The following is a 15,473-nucleotide window of genomic DNA, read 5'->3' on the forward strand; positions in this document are numbered from 1 at the left end:
CAAAGCGTCCGGCGGTGCGGCCGGCGGGCGCTTTGCGAGTCCCAAAAGGGCAGGTCAGGAACGTGGTTTGGTCTTTTGCGGATCGTAATGGGCAAAGGCCACGACCCGAGCCGGCAGCCGCTTGGCGTGGCCGTCGAGCTTGCCGATCTCGACCTCCGTGCCGACAGCGGCATGAGCGACGTCGAGCCGCGCCAGCGCGATGTTCTTGCTCAGCACCGGCGAGCGCATGCCCGACGTGACGATGCCGATCTGGGCGCGGCCGACATGGACGCAGTCGCCATGGCCGACGGCGACATTGCTGTCGATGTCGAGGCCGACCAGCTTTGTCTGCGGATGATCCTTGCGCCGGATCAACGCCTCGCGGCCGATGAAATCGTCGGTCTTGCTCTTCAGCGGCACGGTGAAGCCGATACCGGCCTCGAACGGATCGGTCTGGTCGGAAAATTCGTAACCGGCGAAGATCAGTCCGGCCTCGATGCGCACCATGTCGAGCGCCTGCAGGCCCATAGGCTTCAGCCCATGCGGCTGGCCGGCCTCCCAGATCGCGTCGAAGACCTGTTGCGCGTCGCGCGGATGGCACCAAATCTCGTAGCCGAGTTCGCCGGTATAGCCGGTGCGCGAGACGACGACGGGGATGCCGTTGCCGCCGCCGATCCTGGCGACGGCGAAGCGGAACCATTCGAGTTCCTCGATCGATGGCTGCACGGGCGAGGTCCAGATCACCTCCTTCAGGATGGCGCGGCTCTTTGGTCCCTGCACGGCGATGTTGTGCATCTGGTCGGTGGACGAGCGCACCAGCACGTTGAGGCCGAGTTTTGTCGCCGTCTCGCGCAGCCATTCGCCGGACAGATCGTCGCCGCCAACCCAGCGGAAATTGTCCTTGCCGAGCCGCAGAAGCGTGCCGTCGTCGATCATGCCGCCATGTTCGTAGCACATGGCGGAGTAGACGACCTGGCCGACGCCGAGCTTCTTGACGTCACGCGTCAGCGTATATTGCAGCAGCGCTTCGGCATCCGGGCCGGTCACTTCGAACTTGCGCAGCGGCGACAGGTCCATGATCACGGCATCCTGCCGGCAGGCCCAATATTCGGCGATGGCGCCTTCCCTGGCGAACGAATTGGCCAGCCAATAGCCCCTGTACTCGACGAAGTCGCGTGTGTGTTTGGCAAAGCTCGAATGGAAAGCTGTCTCGCGGGTCATTTTCGGTTCCGAATCAGGCGTCATGCGTCTGGCGATCGCTCGCGAGAATTTGTGCTGGCCGGAATAGGTCCGCACGTGGATGTCGGTCAGGTCCCAGCCATTGGCCGGCGTCGTGTCGTCGGGGCAGGCCGAGGAGACGCAGACGATGTCGGTCAGCGCTCTGAGCAGAACATAGTCGCCGGCCCGCGACCATGGCTCGTCCGACACCATGACGCCATGGGCGTCGACCGCCGTGTTGAAGAAGAAGTTGATCGCCATCCAGCCGGCGCGGGGATTGACGCCCTTGCCGTCCAGCGCGCGATTAAAGTTCTCCGAGCAGTTGGTGTGGCCGGGATAGCCGATGTCGTCATAATATTTCGCCGCGCAGGCGAGCGCGAAGGCATCATGCCGGCCGCATGTGTCCTGCACCACCTCAACCAGCGGTTCCATGTCCTGGTCGTAATATTTCGAATGCAGGCCGGGCATCGGATAGCTTGCGCCCATCAGCGTGCGCGTGGTCGTGACGTCGAGCGGATGGTCGAGCCCCTTGTCCAGCTTGCGGGCCGAGAAACACTGGAAGTCGGTGCACTGGCGCCCGTCGACATCGATGATCTGCAGATAGTCGCCCGCCTTGACGAAATACGATTCCGCCGTCGCCGAATGAACGCGCAAATCGAGCACCGGATCGGCCAATGGATCGGCAAGCCGGGATTTCGTTTTCAGGCGGATCGTGTTGCGCCGCACGACGACGCTGAGCGGCGTCGCTGTGTCGTGCCCGTCGACCAGCATCGGACCGCCGGGTGCGGCGATCAGCATCGCGCCGTCGCGCGCGACTGTGAATGCCTGCTCGGTACCGGCTGGTGTGGTGCCGCCAAACACGCGCACCGCCTCGGCCTGCCCAAGCTGAACCTGGCGGCGTTCGAGGCCGCGGCGCACCGCCGAAAGACTGTCGTCGCCCTCGGTGAGCAGCGCCTTGATGCCGGCGGCATTGCTGTTGGATTTTTCACCGAGAATGCCGGGATCGCTGGCGCCTGACCTGTCCCAGGCCAGCAACTCGCAGGCCTGGCCTCCCTCGACGTTGCGAACCGTGATCGTATCGCCGGCCTCGACCTCGATCAGCACCGCGCCATTCCCCTGTACGGTATAGCGCTCCATGCCGGCCGGCAGCGCGATCTGGCCAGGCCGCAGGATCAGGCTTGGCCTGGGCGGTCCGGCTGTCACGGTGGGGTAGGGCGACTGGCTCATCTCAGCCTTGCGGTTCGAGAAACAAGTTTGCCTGTGCGTGAAATTATTTTAGCGGCAAGAATAGCAGCGGAGCGGAGTTTGGCAAGGCGGGGAAGAAGCGCAGTGCTACGCCAAGTCCTCCGAATGCCCGATCTCGACACCATACTCGGCAGCCGAGTCCAGCATCGTGTGCCACAGGCTTTCGGCGAAGGTCGAAAACACCAGAACGGTGAAAACAGCCTGTCCGTCCGGCGCATCATTGCCACGCCACAGCGTGACGCTGGTGTGATCCATCGAGGTGGTTGCCGCGGCTCCGACCGGGAACGCCGCCGGATACAGATCGATCGACGACAGTTTGGCGAGCAGGGCGCGCGCCTTGTTGCCGGAAATGCTGATCAACACCCGCGCATGTGACTGGTCCGAGAGCGAAGCCGAGGTCGCGAAAACCGGGGCCAGCGACTCCACCGTGTGTCTGCCTTTCGACAGCACGAAGAACTGATCCGGTCCCGACCAGATGAGCGTGGCTTCGGCTGCTGCGGCCGTCTTCGGTGTTTCCGGCGCCGTCACGCCGAAATGCGCGTTCGCGGCGCTCGCCATCTCGGCCGTCTTGCCGCGCCGCGCCATCACCTGGACAAGGTCGAAATTGCGGATCTCGCTCAGGGTCACGCCGGCGTCGCCTCGCGCGCCGTGTGGACCGGCGACGAGTGCGCGGTGGAGAGGGCTGCGGGTTTCCCAGGAAAACTCAGCCACGCTGGCGCCCTCCATCCGGGTCATAGAAGACAGGGTTGCACAGTTCCAAATCGTAATCCTCGCCGCGTAGCGGATCGTGCGCATGCACGATCTCGCCGAACCGCTCGCGGCCGCGCTCGACAAGTGCAAGCCCGATCCATTGGTCTGATGTCGGCGAAAAGCAGACCGAGGTGACGTAGCCCTGGTCGTTGTCGGGCCCGGGTGTCTGCCCCTTCGGAATGATGTGCGCGCCGGAACGCAGGCGCCGGGCCTTGTCGGTCGGCTTGATGCCGACGACGACCTGCCGATCAGCTGCGATCAGCGCCTCGCGTCCGGCCATGACGCGGCCGATGAAATCCTTCTTGGTCGACATCATCTTGCCGAGGCCGAGATCGGCCGCGGTGGTCGTGCCGCTGAGTTCCGGACCCGCGACGTGACCCTTTTCGATGCGCATGACGCCGAGTGCCTCGGTGCCGTAAGGCGTCACGCCGAACGGCTTGCCCGCAATCATCAAATTGCGCGCCATCGCCTCGCCGTAGCGCGCCGGCACCGAAATCTCGAACGCCATTTCGCCCGAGAAGGAAATGCGGAACAACCGCGCCCTGACGCCGCCGCGCAACGCAACTTCGCGCGCGCCCATGAAGGGGAACCCTTCGTTGGAAAGGTCTTCCGAGGGATCGACGATCTCTTTCAACAGGTCGCGGGTTTTGGGTCCGGCAATGGAAAATTGCGCCCACTGGTCGGAGACCGAGGTTAACTGCACATCGAGTTCCGGAAACAGCACCTGCCGGCAGAATTCGAGATGCTGCATCACCAGCCCGGCCTTGGCCGTGGTGGTGGTGAGGAAATAGTGGTCCTCGGCCAGCCGCGACGTGGTGCCGTCATCATAGACGATGCCGTCCTCGCGCAGCATCAGCCCGTAGCGCGCTTTTCCCACCGCAAGAGTGGAGAAGGTGTTGATGTAGACGCGGTCGAGGAAGGTGCCGGCGTCCGCGCCATGCACGTCGATCTTGCCCAGCGTCGAGACATCGCAGAAGCCGACGCCTGAGCGCACCGCCTTGACCTCGCGGGTCACCGATTCCAGCCAATCCTTCTCGCCGGCGCGCGGATACCATTGCGCGCGCTTCCATAGGCCGGTGTCGACGAAGATCGCGCCCTGTTCGGCGGCCCAGTGATGCGACGGCGTCAGCCGCGTGGCGTGAAAATTCTCGTCGCGATGATGGCCGGCGAAGGCGCCGATGGCGACCGGCACATAGGGAGGCCGGTAGATTGTCGTGCCGGTCTCGGGAATGGATTTACCTGTGACCGCCGCCATGATGGCGAGGCCGGCGACGTTCGAGGTCTTGCCCTGGTCGGTCGCCATGCCGAGCGTGGTGTAGCGCTTCAGGTGCTCGACCGATTCGAACCCTTCGCGCTGCGCCAGCTCGATATCCGATGCGGTGACATCATGCTGCTGGTCGACGAAAGCCTTGCCTTTGCCGGCAACGTGCCAAAGCGGCGCCAGTGAAAAGGCTTCGTCGTCGGCCACCGGCGTGGAGCCTGAGCCATTGCCGTGTCCGGCATCACGTGCCGCGGCCGCGCCCGCCGCAAATCCTTCGCGCAAGCAGGCGCCAAGCCCGAAGGCGCCGTTGGCGGCACCAGCCGCGACCATTCCCGGAGGCGCGCCGTCGGGCACGAAGGCGGCGATATCGTCGCGCCATTTCGGCCGGCCGCGATGATAGGAGGTGAGCCCGACCGCCGGGTTCCAGCCGCCGGAAACGGCAAGCCCGTCGGCTTCCACTTCGGCACGCGCGCCGCCGGTGAGTGAGACGGAAATCTTGCGCACGCCATTCTTGCCGCCATCGATGCCGCTGACGGAGCCATGCAGAACCGCAAAGCCGCCCTTGCTGGCAAGCGAGCGGTGCTCGGAAGAGATTTCGGCGCGCGCGTCGATCACGGCGGCGACCTGCAGTCCCGCCCCGAGCGCTGCCTCGACGGTGCGCCAGCCGTCCTCGTTGTTGGTGAACAGCGCGATGCGTCTGGCCGGTGCCGCGGCATAACGTGCGATATAACTGCGCATGGCGGACGCCATCATCACGCCCGGCATGTCGTTGCCGGCAAAGACGATTGGCCGTTCGAGCGCGCCTGCCGCGACGACGCAGCGCTTGGCCACGATCCGCCATAGCCGCTGGCGCACCTGGTGCTCCGGCGGCGAGGGCAGATGGTCGCTGACACGCTCGATCGCGCCATAGGTGCCGCCATCATAGACGCCGAACAGCGTCGTGCGCGTCATGATGCGGACATCAGGCATGGCGGCAAGCTCACTGAGCGTGCGCGCGATCCATTCGTCGGCAGGCATGCCGTCGATCATGCCGCCATCGGCAAGCAGGCGCCCGCCGGGAACAAAGTCCTCTTCGCACAGGATGACGCGGGCGCCGCTGCGGCCTGCTGCGAGGGCGGCTGCGAGGCCCGTCGGGCCGGACCCGGCGATCAGCACGTCGCAATGCGCCCAGGCCTTGTCGTAATGATCCGGGTCGGCAATGCCGGCTGCACGGCCGAGACCCGCGGCGCGGCGGATCGCCGGCTCATAGATCGCTTCCCAGAACTTCGCCGGCCACATGAAGGTCTTGTAGTAGAAGCCGGCGACGAAGATCGGCGCGAACAGCTGGTTGACCGACATCACGTCGAAGGCGAGCGACGGCCAGCGGTTCTGGCTGGCGGCGTCGAGCCCTTCATAGAGCTCCGCTGTCGTCGCCTTGGTGTTCGGCTCGCGCCGTGCACCGCTGCGCAGCTCCACCAGCGCGTTAGGTTCTTCCGATCCCGCGGTCAGGATGCCGCGCGGGCGATGGTACTTGAACGAGCGGCCAACCAGCTTGACGCCGTTGGCAACCAGTGCCGAGGCAAGCGTGTCGCCTTTGAAACCGGAGAAGCTCTTGCCGTCGAACCTGAAATTCAGCGGCGCCGAACGGTCGACGAGACCGCCGGATGTGAGACGATGGGGTTGAGAGGTCACGATGTCCAGCCTCTCGTCGATTCGATGTCATGGCGGAGGGCAGCACTGCCCCTCATCGCCCTGCCGGGCACTTCTCCCCGTATAGTGACGGGGAGAAGGGGGCTGGCCGCTAAGTTGGCTTCCTTCTTGCAGCGCTGGCGATCGGCGAAAGCGGGGACGGCAGCACCCCTCTCCCCGTCCCTATACGGGGAGAGGATGCCGGCAGGCAGGTGAGGGGCGGCGCCGAGTTGGCAGGAAATATTCATTTCGCAACCTGCCTCGCCCCGGCACCCGCTGCCGGTTCAACCGCCGAAATCTCGTGCGTCACCGTGTTGCGGGTGACCTTCAGCCAGGCCCGGCAGCCGCCGCCATGATACCAGTTCTCATCCATCACGCCGGCGATGTTGTCGCGCAGATAGACGTAATCGTAGACCTCATCTTCCGACGCTCCAGGCGCCGGCCGCACCGGCTTGGCGTCGCCGAGATAGGTGAACTCGCCGAGCTCGCGTTCACCGCAGAAGGGACAGACAATACGCATGTTTTTCGACTGTCCTCAGTGCAGGTTCGGTTGGGCGCCCTGGCCCTTTTCGTCGATGACAGCACCAGACCGGAACCGGTCGAGCCGGAAGCGGGCGGCCTCGGCGTGCGATTCGTCGCGAGCAAGCAGATGGGCGAAGACGAAGCCTGAGCCGGGTGTCGCCTTGAAGCCGCCATAACACCAGCCGGCATTGAGGTAGAGCCCGTCGACCGGTGTCTTGTCGATGATCGGCGAGCCGTCCATCGACATATCCATGATGCCGCCCCATTGGCGCAGCAGGCGGACGCGGCCTATCATCGGCATCAGCGCCATGCCGCCCTCGCAGACATCTTCCATGACAGGCATGTTGCCGCGCTGGGCATAGGAATTGTAACCGTCGATGTCGCCGCCGAAGACCAGCCCGCCCTTGTCGGACTGGCTGACATAGAAATGGCCGGCGCCAAACGTCATGACGCCGGGAATGAGCGGCTTGATCGCCTCCGAGACGAAGGCCTGCAGCACATGGCTTTCGATCGGCAGCCGCAGGCCAGCCATCGCCGCGACGCGCGATGAGGACCCGGCTACCGCCATGCCGACCTTGCCGGCGCCGATCCTGCCGCGCGAGGTCTCGACGCCAGTCACCTTGCCGTTGGCGTCCCTGACAAAGCCCGTGACTTCGCAATTCTGGATGATGTCGACGCCGAGTTCGCTGGCAGCGTGGGCGTAGCCCCAGACCACCGCGTCGTGCCGCGCCGTGCCGCCGCGTCGCTGTAGCAGCCCGCCCTGCACGGGAAAGCGCGCATTGTCGAAGTTCAGGAACGGGATCATCTTCTTGACCGCCGCCAGGTCGAGCAGTTCGGCGTCGATGCCGTTGATGCGCATGGTGTTGCCGCGCCGTGCATAGGCGTCGCGCTGCGCATCGGAATGGTAGAGGTTGATGACGCCGCGCTGGCTGACCATCGCGTTGTAGTTGAGGTCCTGCTCCATCCGTTCCCAAAGCTTCATCGACAATTCGTAGAAGCCGGTATTGCCGGGCAGGCCGTAGTTGGACCGGATAATGGTGGTGTTGCGGCCGGCATTGCCGGAGCCGATCCAGCCCTTTTCCAGCACCGCGACGTTTTTGATGCCGAATTCGCTGGCCAGGAACCAGGCGGTGGCCAGCCCATGGCCGCCGCCGCCGATGATCACCACGTCGTAGCGGTCCTTCGGCGCGGCGTCGCGCCAGGTGCGTTGCCAGTTTTTGTGGCCGGAAAGAGCGGCGCGGGCGAGCGAGAAGATCGAGTATTTCATACGTTCATTCCAGGGTCGCCCGCCCCACACAGGAACTTTCTTGACGCATCGCCTTTGCCGAAAACCGTGTCACACTTTTCGGTCCGATGCTCTAGATGTCCAGCGTGTGGTCGCGCTCCCATTGCGTGAAATGCGAAGCATAGGAATTCCATTCCTGGTGCTTCAGCTTTAGATATGCCGACGAGAATTCCTCACCCAGCGCCGCCTTGAGCGATTTGTCCTTGTCGAACTCGCGCAACGCATCGAGCAGGTTAAGCGGCAGCTTGGGCGCGCCCTTCACCGTATGGCCGTGCTGGTACATGTCGATGTCGTAGCGCTTGCCCGGATCCGCCTTCGAGCGGATGCCGTCGAGGCCGGCGGCGATGATGACCGCCTGCAGGAGATAGGGGTTGGCGGCGCCATCGGGCAGGCGCAATTCGAAGCGGCCGGGGCCGGGCACGCGCACCATGTGGGTGCGGTTGTTGCCGGTCCAGGTCACCGTGTTCGGCGCCCAGGTCGCGCCCGAAACGGTGCGCGGCGCGTTGATGCGCTTATAGGAATTGACCGTCGGGTTGGTGATCGCGGCGAGCGCCGAAGCGTGCTTCATGATGCCGCCAAGGAAGTTTTTGCCCTTGGCGGAGAGACCGAGCTCCATCGAATTGTCGGCGAAGACATTGGTCTTGCCCGATTTGTCCCAGACAGAGATGTGGGCATGGCAGCCATTGCCGGTCAGGCCCTGGAACGGTTTGGGCATGAAGGTGGCGCGCAGCCCATGCTTTTCCGCGATCGACTTGACCATGAACTTGAAGAAGGAATGCTTGTCCGCGGTCGGCAGCGCATCGTCGAACGCCCAGTTCATCTCGAATTGGCCGTTAGCGTCCTCGTGGTCGTTCTGGTAAGCGCCCCAGCCGAGCGCCAGCATGTGGTCGCAGATCTCGGCGATGACATCGTAACGGCGCATCACCGCTTGCTGGTCGTAGCAAGGCTTCGATGCCGTGTCGTATTCATCGGAGATCGTCTTGCCGTCCGGCGAGATCAGGAAGAACTCGGCCTCGACGCCGGTCTTGACGTGCATGCCGTCGGCGGCTGCCTCGGCGATCAGCCGCTTCAGTGTATTGCGCGGCGCCTGGTCGACGTCCTTGTCGTCCATGATGCAGTTGGCGGCGACCCAGGCGACTTCCGGTTTCCATGGCAACTGGATGACCGAGTCCGGATCCGGCACCGCCAGCATGTCGGGATGCGCCGGCGTGAGGTCGAGCCAGGTGGCGAACCCGGCAAAGCCGGCACCGTCCTTCTGCATGTCGGCGATGGCTTGCGCCGGTACCAGCTTGGCACGCTGGCCACTGAACAGGTCAGTGTAGGAAATCATGAAATATTTGACGTTTTTCGCCCTTGCGAACTCTGCAAGATCAACTGTCACTGAAGTTCCCCATTTCTTATCGATTGTTGGCCCTTAAGCATATGGCCTTCGGCCCTTTGTTGATCAGAAGCCGTTCTTCCCCGGTATCCAGTTGGTGCCGGCCAGCGGCACGCCGGCCATGGCGGCAGCCTCGATCGTCAATGCGACGAGGTCCTCGGGTTCGAGATTGTGCAGGCTGTTCTTGCCGCAGGCGCGGGCGATGGTCTGCGCCTCCAGCGTCATCACCTTCAAATAGTTCGCCAACCGGCGCCCGGCGGCCACGGGGTCGACCCGCTTCATCAGTTCAGGGTCCTGCGTGGTGATGCCGGCAGGGTCCTTGCCCTCATGCCAGTCGTCATAGGCGCCCGATGTGGTGCCGAGTTCGTTGTACTCCGCCTCCCAGCGGGGATCGTTGTCACCGAGCGCCACGAGCGCTGCGGTGCCGATCGACACGGCGTCGACGCCGAGCGCCAGCGCCTTGGCCACATCGGCGCCGTTGCGGATGCCGCCTGAGACGATGAGCTGCACCTTGCGGTGCATGCCGAGATCCTGCAGCGCCTGCACCGCCGGCCTGATGCAGGCGAGCGTCGGCTGGCCGACATTCTCGATAAACACTTCCTGCGTTGCCGCCGTTCCGCCCTGCATGCCGTCGACCACGACGACATCGGCGCCGGCCTTCACCGCAAGTGCTGTATCGTAGTAGGGCCGGGCGCCGCCGACCTTGACGTAGATCGGTTTTTCCCAGTCGGTGATTTCGCGCAGTTCGAGTATCTTGATCTCGAGATCGTCCGGGCCCGTCCAATCGGGGTGGCGCGAGGCCGAGCGCTGGTCGATGCCTTTGGGCAGCGTGCGCATTTCGGCGACACGGTCTGAAATCTTCTGGCCGAGCAGCATGCCGCCACCGCCCGGCTTGGCACCCTGGCCGACGACCACTTCGATCGCATCGGCGCGACGCAGGTCGCGCAGGTTCATGCCGTAGCGCGAGGGCAGGTACTGATAGACCAGTTGCTTGGAATGGCCGCGCTCTTCCTCTGTCATGCCGCCATCGCCGGTCGTGGTCGAGGTGCCCGACAGCGTCGCGCCGCGCCCGAGCGCTTCCTTGGCGGGACCGGACAGCGAGCCGAAGCTCATGCCGGCAATGGTGATCGGTATCTTCAGTTCGATAGGCTTCTTGGCGTGGCGCGAACCGAGCACCACGGATGTGTCGCAGCGCTCGCGGTAGCCTTCCAGCGGGTAGCGCGAGATCGAGGCGCCGAGGAACAGAAGGTCATCGAAATGCGGCAGCTTGCGCTTGGCGCCGGCACCTCTGATATCATAGATGCCGGTCGCCGCGGCGCGGCGGATTTCGGAGAGCGTGTAGTCGTCGAAAGTCGCGGATTTGCGCGGCGTCGTCGGCGGGTTGCGATAGGTCATGCTGCCTCAATACGCGTCGGCGTTGTCGATATTGAAATTGTAGAGCGTGCGCGCCGAGCCGTAGCGCTTGAACTCCGACGGCTTGACGCCGGTCACGCCGGCGCGGTCGAGCAGACCCTGCAGCAGTTCCAGATGCTCGGGCCGCATCTCCTTGGCGATACAGTCCGCACCAAGACTGTCGACCTTGCCGCGCACGAAGAGCCGCGCCTCGTAGATGGAATCGCCCAGTGCATCGCCGGCATCGCCCAGAACAACGAGGTTGCCGGATTGCGCCATGAAGGCCGACATATGGCCAATATTGCCATGCACGACGATGTCGATGCCCTTCATTGAGATGCCGCAGCGCGACGAGGCATTGCCTTCGATGACCAGCAACCCGCCCTTGCCGGTGGCGCCGGCATACTGGCTGGCATCGCCTTTGACGGTGATCGAGCCCGACATCATGTTCTCGCCAACGCCGGGGCCGGCCGAGCCGTGCACGGTGATGGCGCTGCCGGAGTTCATGCCGCCGCAGTAATAGCCGACGCTGCCGCGCACATCGATGCTGACAGGATGATCGACACCCACGGCGACCGAATGGCTCCCTTTCGGGTTGAGCACTTCCCACGCCGTCTCGTTCGAACCCGGAGCCAGATTATGGAGCGCTTGATTGAGTTCGCGCAGCGACAGGACGTCGAGGTCGAAGACGCGCGCATGGCTGTCGCGCGTTGCCTTGGAGGTTGCCGGCATGAACTCAATGCTCCCAGAAATAAACGGTTGCGGGCTCGGGTTCCCAGACCCTCGCATTGTCTATGCCCGGCAGTTTGGTCAGCGCGCGATATTCCGAGCCGAAGGCGACATACTGGTCGGTCTCGGCCATCACGGCGGGCTTGCAGGCGATCGGATCGCGCACCACGCCAAAACCATTCTTGGTGCCGACGACGAAGGTGAAGAAGCCGTCGAGGTCGGACAGGGTGCCTTCCAGCGCCTCGCCGAGATTCTTGCCATGCGCCATTTGCGAGGAAAGGTAAGCGGCCGCCACTTCGGTATCGTTCTCGGTCTCGAATTTCATGCCTTCGCGGATCAATTCGCGGCGGACATTGTTGTGGTTCGACAATGAACCATTGTGCACGAGACACTGGTCGGCACCGGTCGAGAAAGGATGCGCACCCATCGTCGTCACTGCCGATTCCGTCGCCATGCGGGTATGACCGATGCCATGCGTGCCGGTCATCTTGCGCACGTCGAAGCGATCGACGACGGCTTCGGGCAGGCCGACTTCCTTGTAGATTTCCACCGCTTCGCCGGCGCCCATGATGCGGATGTCGGGCCTGAGCGACTGGAGGGCCTCACGCGCCGCGTCGACCTTGTCCGGCGTGGTCCTGACCACCGCGTGGGTCGATTTCACCGCAATGCTCACCGGCGCTCCGACGGCCTTCGCGAGTTCGGCGTCCAGGCCGCGGAAATCGCGTTCCGGCTTCGGCGACTGGATGGTGATCTTGGCCTCGTTGCCGGATGTCGCGCCATAGATGGCGATGCCGGCACTGTCAGGGCCGCGATCGCTGAGCGATACCAGCATCTCCGACAGCATCGCGCCGAGCTTCGGCTCCAGCGCCTTGTCCTTCAGGAAAAGTCCAACGATTCCGCACATGTCAGCCTCCCGACGTTTGTGACTAAGATGATGTACCGAATGAAATCCTCTAATTCAATGGCATGAAAGAAATTTTCCTCTGGTTACGTATGCGGCTCAATGCCGCTCTGCGTATCGTTTCCTTCCGTCCGGGCATTATGAGCCCATTTGGCGGTACGGATGCGGGCGATCTTGTAGGCGTCGAGGATCGACAGCGCATAGATCAGGAAGCCGCCGGCGTGACGGCCGACGAAGCTGGCGTCCGGCGGCGAAATCCTGGCGGTCACCCAGGCCAGGACGACCATGAAGAAAAGAAACTGCAGTCCGCGCACCGGGATGCCCAGAATGACATGACCGCTTGCCGGCAGCACGATTGCGGCGCCCAGGACGAGATAAGGGCTCACTGGCGCCGGCGAAGTGTCTGAAGTGCTCATGCGGCCTGCCGTTCGCTTCGGTTGATGGCGTCGCGCAGATCCGAGAGCGACACCAGCAACCGCTCGATCAGCGCAGAATCGATCCGTGTGTCACCGAACGCGGCTTGCCGGAAGACACCGTAGCGTGCCCGCTCGGCCTCGGCCAGCAGCCACACGATGCGCACTCCGTTCGGCGTGATCAGCAACTCCTTGGCGCGGCCCTCTGAAAAGGGTTCCATATGGTCGGCGATGATGCTCTGCGGGAAACGCGTGCCCCTGCGGTCTGTCCGCAGCACCGCCTCGGCCGGAAAACCGGGCGCCTTCGGCAATGTATGCTGGAGATGGTCGAAATTGGAGAACGTCGTCGGCGAGCCCGGCCGCATCATCATGTCGAAGATGGCAGGTACCGAGACCTTCTCGGTGATCGAAACGCTGAGCCAGCGCGCCGGCAGTTTCCGCGTCGCCAGCGTGTCGACGATGGTGCGCACCTGCACGCGTTGGCCGTTCCATGATCCTTCCCAGGTGATGACGCCGGCGGTGCCGTCCGAGACATTGTCTGCATCCGCGACGACGGTGCGAATGCCCGCCTCATCGGCGGCCAGCGCTGCCGAGGCCCTGTCGCGGCTGCGGCGCGCCTGCCACGCAAAGTGAAGGACGAGAGCCAGGACAATTGCCCCGGCAAGCAGTGCTGATGTCACGTCTGACATTTTATCGTGCAAGGCCCATCCAAATCCTGGACGGGCCTACTCCCATCAATAGCCCTGCGGTTTCGGCCACGGCATGGTGAACTGGTCCCCACGCCGCACGAATTTGTAGCGATAGAAATGGAACCACAGCGAAATCAGGAAATAGAAGGCGACCATGGCGATCAACTGCGAGCCGAAGCCGAGGAAGATGGCGAAGAAGGTCACCACGCACAGGCAGAACAGGACGATTGCCGGCAGCGGATGGAACGGGTGCGTGTAGCCGCGGCGGATCGAGCCCAGCGGCCACTTCTTCCTGAACATCATGATGTTGATGCTCATGAAGGTGTATTGCAGCACGCCCGACAGGATCGAGAAGGTGATCGCCTGGTTGAGGTCGGCGATGAAGGCGAAGGCCAACGCGATCGGCAGCAGGAACAGGATCGAGCGATAGGGCGTGCGGTATTTCGGATGCACCGCCGAAAACCAGCTCGGCAGATAGCGGTCGCGGCCGAGCGAGAACCAGGCGCGCGCCGCGTCATTGATGCAACCATTGGCGGAGGCAAGCGCGGCGAGCAGCGTCGCTATGAACAGGAGGTTCTCAAGCAGCGGGCTGCCAGTCAGTTTGCCGGCGTCCCACAGCGGATAATAGGTGATGCCGAGATACTCCCAAGGCATCAGCGAGGCGCAGACATACCAGGTCATGGCGGCGGCGATGAGCAGCGTGATCATGCCGGCCATGGTGCCGTAGGGCAGGGAGCGTGCCGGCGAGCGCACTTCCTCGGCGGCCTGGGTGGTCCCTTCGATGCCGAGATAATACCAGATGCCGAACTGGAAGGCGGCGATGACGCCGATCCAGCCATAGGGCAGCGCGTTGCCTGGAGTGACCAGTTCGTTGAGCTTCAGCACCGCGCCTTGCGTCCAGGGGCTGACCGAGAAGAACAGGACGACGATCGAGACATAGGCGATGGCCGTGATGACGAAGTTGACGTTGAGCGTCATCAGTACGCCGCGATAGTTGAGCCAGGCCAGCACCACGATGGTGGCGGCGATGAAGGAATTGTGGGTCAGCCCTTCCACACCCGCCTTGGCGACGATGGTGTCGCCGAGCAGGATGGCGTCGGACACTTCCAGCATCGTATAGGCAAAGACCAGGAACAGCGCGACGTTGAACGCCATCAACGGCCCGACAATGTGCTTGGCCTGCGCATACTGGCCGCCGGCGGCGGCCACTGTCGACGTCACCTCGGAATCGATCATGGCCACCGAGGTGTAGAGCAGCCCGACGACCCAGCACACGATCAGGGCAGCCAGCGCGCCGCCCTTGTCGGCCGAGAAATTCCAGCCGGTGAACTCGCCGACCAGAACGATGCCGACGCCGAGCGCCCAGACATGGGCCGGGCCAAGCACCCGAAGCAGCGATACCCGGTCGCCGTGAATTGTGGTGGTGGTGGTGTTTTCAAGCGCGACCGTCATCGATCAATCCCCACTCAGATCCGGTGTTTTTCGGAAGCGGCTTCAAGCTCGCCTTCACGCGACGAGGTCAAAACGTCCTCGGAGTAGTTCGTATCGACCTTGAACCAGTCGTAGAGCATCCACAGCGCGAGCACGATCGAGATGCCCCAGCATGCGTAAGAGAGTGCCACCCACATGATCGTGTCCCCAAATTCTTCGTCGCCAAACTTTACTTGTCGTCGAACTTCTCGTTGATCACATCGCGATATTCGCGGTCGGATGCCCGGAACAGGAACACGAAATAACCGATCAGGACGGCCGCCATGATGATCAGCGTCGGCCAGTCGATGATGTAGTGGAACCGGTTCTGGATGATGTCGTGCGCGGTCTCGGGCGTATAGCCGAGCTTTTCCCAGATCGACGCCATGGTCGGATTCTGCCCGAGCGCTTCCCAGGTCTTGGCATCGAGCGCGTCGATTGATTTTGCGGCACCGGCAAGACCAAGCTTCAGCGGCAGCCACAGCGCCACGAAGATGGCGACCACGACAACGGCGATGTCGAAGACTTGCCCGGCCTTGCTCTGCTCCGGCGGCGTATAGCGGGACATTGTTT

Annotated in this window: 14 protein-coding genes; all 14 read right to left on the reverse strand. The window is 63.6% G+C overall.

The annotated features are described in order from the left end of the window. Positions 1–54 precede the first annotated feature (54 nt). The 14 genes from LB571_RS15530 to LB571_RS15595 all read right to left on the reverse strand — a co-directional run bounded on the left by LB571_RS15530 (position 55) and on the right by LB571_RS15595 (position 15,468). On the reverse strand, positions 55–2,424 hold the full coding sequence (locus LB571_RS15530) for a DUF1989 domain-containing protein (RefSeq protein ID WP_224595733.1): 2,370 nt from the start codon (positions 2,422–2,424) through the stop codon (positions 55–57). 105 nt (positions 2,425–2,529) lie between these two features. Next, positions 2,530–3,153: a sarcosine oxidase subunit gamma gene (locus tag LB571_RS15535; protein WP_015318920.1), complete on the reverse strand. Its 624-nt coding sequence runs from the start codon at positions 3,151–3,153 to the stop codon at positions 2,530–2,532. After that, on the reverse strand, positions 3,146–6,124 hold the full coding sequence (locus LB571_RS15540; protein ID WP_015318919.1) for a sarcosine oxidase subunit alpha: 2,979 nt from the start codon (positions 6,122–6,124) through the stop codon (positions 3,146–3,148). The genes LB571_RS15535 and LB571_RS15540 overlap by 8 nt, the downstream gene beginning before the upstream one ends. 241 nt (positions 6,125–6,365) lie before the next feature. After that, complete coding sequence (locus LB571_RS15545; RefSeq protein ID WP_015318917.1) at positions 6,366–6,641, reverse strand: sarcosine oxidase subunit delta; 276 nt, start codon at positions 6,639–6,641, stop codon at positions 6,366–6,368. Between the two features lie 15 nt (positions 6,642–6,656). Beyond that, positions 6,657–7,910 (reverse strand): sarcosine oxidase subunit beta family protein, encoded by a 1,254-nt coding sequence (locus LB571_RS15550; RefSeq protein WP_224595736.1) that lies wholly within the window; start codon positions 7,908–7,910, stop codon positions 6,657–6,659. 91 nt (positions 7,911–8,001) lie between these two features. Continuing rightward, on the reverse strand, positions 8,002–9,309 hold the full coding sequence (gene glnT / locus LB571_RS15555) for a type III glutamate--ammonia ligase (RefSeq protein WP_224595739.1): 1,308 nt from the start codon (positions 9,307–9,309) through the stop codon (positions 8,002–8,004). 63 nt (positions 9,310–9,372) lie between these two features. Next, positions 9,373–10,701 carry an FMN-binding glutamate synthase family protein gene (locus LB571_RS15560; protein ID WP_015318914.1) on the reverse strand — a complete coding sequence of 443 codons (1,329 nt, stop codon included), beginning with the start codon at positions 10,699–10,701 and terminating at the stop codon, positions 9,373–9,375. Positions 10,702–10,707: 6 nt separating this feature from the next. Beyond that, positions 10,708–11,430, reverse strand: a complete 723-nt coding sequence (locus tag LB571_RS15565; RefSeq protein ID WP_015318913.1) for a GXGXG domain-containing protein — start codon at positions 11,428–11,430, stop codon at positions 10,708–10,710. Between the two features lie 4 nt (positions 11,431–11,434). Further along, positions 11,435–12,331, reverse strand: coding sequence for a class II glutamine amidotransferase (locus LB571_RS15570; RefSeq protein ID WP_015318912.1), 897 nt, complete (start codon positions 12,329–12,331; stop codon positions 11,435–11,437). A gap of 83 nt (positions 12,332–12,414) precedes the next feature. Beyond that, positions 12,415–12,744, reverse strand: coding sequence for a hypothetical protein (locus LB571_RS15575; RefSeq protein WP_140724656.1), 330 nt, complete (start codon positions 12,742–12,744; stop codon positions 12,415–12,417). Further along, positions 12,741–13,430, reverse strand: a complete 690-nt coding sequence (locus LB571_RS15580) for a hypothetical protein (protein ID WP_224595743.1) — start codon at positions 13,428–13,430, stop codon at positions 12,741–12,743. Before LB571_RS15580 ends, LB571_RS15575 begins: the two co-directional genes overlap by 4 nt. Positions 13,431–13,475: 45 nt before the next feature. Further along, entirely contained in the window at positions 13,476–14,882 is a 1,407-nt protein-coding gene (locus LB571_RS15585) for an APC family permease (protein WP_140507951.1), read from the reverse strand. 14 nt (positions 14,883–14,896) lie between these two features. Further along, the gene (locus tag LB571_RS15590; RefSeq protein WP_015318908.1) at positions 14,897–15,058 is read right to left on the reverse strand and encodes a hypothetical protein; all 162 of its coding nucleotides are present in this window, start codon (positions 15,056–15,058) and stop codon (positions 14,897–14,899) included. Positions 15,059–15,090: 32 nt separating this feature from the next. Continuing rightward, positions 15,091–15,468, reverse strand: a complete 378-nt coding sequence (locus LB571_RS15595) for a hypothetical protein (RefSeq protein ID WP_127280938.1) — start codon at positions 15,466–15,468, stop codon at positions 15,091–15,093. Positions 15,469–15,473: the final 5 nt, after the last annotated feature.

The sequence above is a fragment of the Mesorhizobium sp. BR1-1-4 genome, from assembly GCF_020165375.1.
Taxonomy (GTDB): Bacteria; Pseudomonadota; Alphaproteobacteria; order Rhizobiales; family Rhizobiaceae; genus Mesorhizobium; species Mesorhizobium australicum.

Bases quoted from the DNA above. Each gene is read 5' to 3' on its own strand.
- LB571_RS15530 (WP_224595733.1), bottom strand. From the start codon at position 2,424: ATGAGCCAGTCGCCCTACCCCACCGTGACAGCCGGACCGCCCAGGCCA.
- LB571_RS15545 (WP_015318917.1), bottom strand. From the start codon at position 6,641: ATGCGTATTGTCTGTCCCTTCTGCGGTGAACGCGAGCTCGGCGAGTTC.
- LB571_RS15550 (WP_224595736.1), bottom strand. From the start codon at position 7,910: ATGAAATACTCGATCTTCTCGCTCGCCCGCGCCGCTCTTTCCGGCCAC.
- LB571_RS15560 (WP_015318914.1), bottom strand. From the start codon at position 10,701: ATGACCTATCGCAACCCGCCGACGACGCCGCGCAAATCCGCGACTTTC.
- LB571_RS15565 (WP_015318913.1), bottom strand. From the start codon at position 11,430: ATGCCGGCAACCTCCAAGGCAACGCGCGACAGCCATGCGCGCGTCTTC.
- LB571_RS15570 (WP_015318912.1), bottom strand. From the start codon at position 12,331: ATGTGCGGAATCGTTGGACTTTTCCTGAAGGACAAGGCGCTGGAGCCG.
- LB571_RS15575 (WP_140724656.1), bottom strand. From the start codon at position 12,744: ATGAGCACTTCAGACACTTCGCCGGCGCCAGTGAGCCCTTATCTCGTC.
- LB571_RS15580 (WP_224595743.1), bottom strand. From the start codon at position 13,430: ATGTCAGACGTGACATCAGCACTGCTTGCCGGGGCAATTGTCCTGGCT.
- LB571_RS15585 (WP_140507951.1), bottom strand. From the start codon at position 14,882: ATGACGGTCGCGCTTGAAAACACCACCACCACCACAATTCACGGCGAC.
- LB571_RS15590 (WP_015318908.1), bottom strand. From the start codon at position 15,058: ATGTGGGTGGCACTCTCTTACGCATGCTGGGGCATCTCGATCGTGCTC.
- LB571_RS15595 (WP_127280938.1), bottom strand. From the start codon at position 15,468: ATGTCCCGCTATACGCCGCCGGAGCAGAGCAAGGCCGGGCAAGTCTTC.